Annotated in this window: 2 protein-coding genes and 1 pseudogene; 1 reads left to right on the forward strand and 2 read right to left on the reverse strand. The window is 63.3% G+C overall.

Translation table 11 applies throughout. The features are described from left to right. Nucleotides 1-134: pseudogene (locus tag CH256_RS28865) on the forward strand (carboxyl transferase domain-containing protein); the annotation flags it as partial. Here the strand turns inward: CH256_RS28865 and CH256_RS12150 are convergent. Together CH256_RS12150 and CH256_RS12155 are read right to left on the reverse strand one after the other, a co-directional pair. Continuing rightward, the gene (locus CH256_RS12150) at nt 94-339 is read right to left on the reverse strand and encodes an acyl-CoA carboxylase subunit epsilon (protein ID WP_256989393.1); all 246 of its coding nucleotides are present in this window, start codon (nt 337-339) and stop codon (nt 94-96) included. The pseudogene CH256_RS28865 and the gene CH256_RS12150 overlap by 41 nt on opposite strands. A 50-nt stretch (nt 340-389) precedes the next feature. Next, nucleotides 390-834, reverse strand: a 445-nt coding sequence (locus CH256_RS12155) for a carboxyl transferase domain-containing protein (protein ID WP_306438707.1), incomplete at its 5' end; no start/stop codon positions are given.

Consider the following 834-nt stretch of genomic DNA (forward strand, 5'->3'; position numbering starts at 1 on the left):
AATACGAAGACACCCTCGTCAACCCCTACATCGCCGCCGAACGCGGCTACCTCGACGCCGTCATCCCCCCCAGCCACACCCGCGGCCAGATCGTCACCGTGGGTAGCGACCCGACGCGGCATACGAATACGCCGACTGAGGTGCGAATCGGCGATGCAGCAACTCCGGTGAACCCCACAGCTCACGAGGACGAGAATCGCCCGTCGACTCGGACCCGCCCTGGGCAGCCGTCAGAACCGTCACCAGCGCGGCGATTTCCTCATCGCTCGGATTGCCCTTCACCACCCGAACAGCCGCAGGGGACTGGGAAACCACCTCGCTCGGATTCGCTTCGCTCACTGCGTCATGATTCGCTTTGTCGTTCGCTGCGTCATGATTCGCTTCGTCGTTCATAGTGGGATGTTTCCGTGTTTCTTGGGTGGGAGGGTGACTTGTTTGCGTTCGAGTAGTCGTAGTGCGGTGACGATCTGGCCGCGGGTGTGGCTGGGGGGGATGACGGCGTCGAGGTAGCCGCGTTCGGCGGCGATGTAGGGGTTGACGAGGGTGTCTTCGTATTCCTGCTGCAACTTCAGGCGCAGGGCGTCGACGTCCTCCCCGTTCTTCGCGGCTTCGAGTAGTTGTTTGCGGTAGACGAACCCGACGGCGCCGGAGGCTCCCATGACGGCGATCTGCGCGGTCGGCCAGGCGAGGTTGACGTCGGCTCCCATGTGCTTGGACCCCATCACGTCGTAGGCGCCGCCGTACGCTTTGCGGGTGATGACGGTGATCTTGCCGACGGTCGCTTCGCCGTAGGCGTAGAGCAGTTTCGCGCCGCGTCGGATGATGCCGTTGTAT

This window comes from Rhodococcus sp. 05-2254-6 (assembly GCF_002258565.1).
Classification (GTDB): domain Bacteria; phylum Actinomycetota; class Actinomycetes; order Mycobacteriales; family Mycobacteriaceae; genus Rhodococcoides.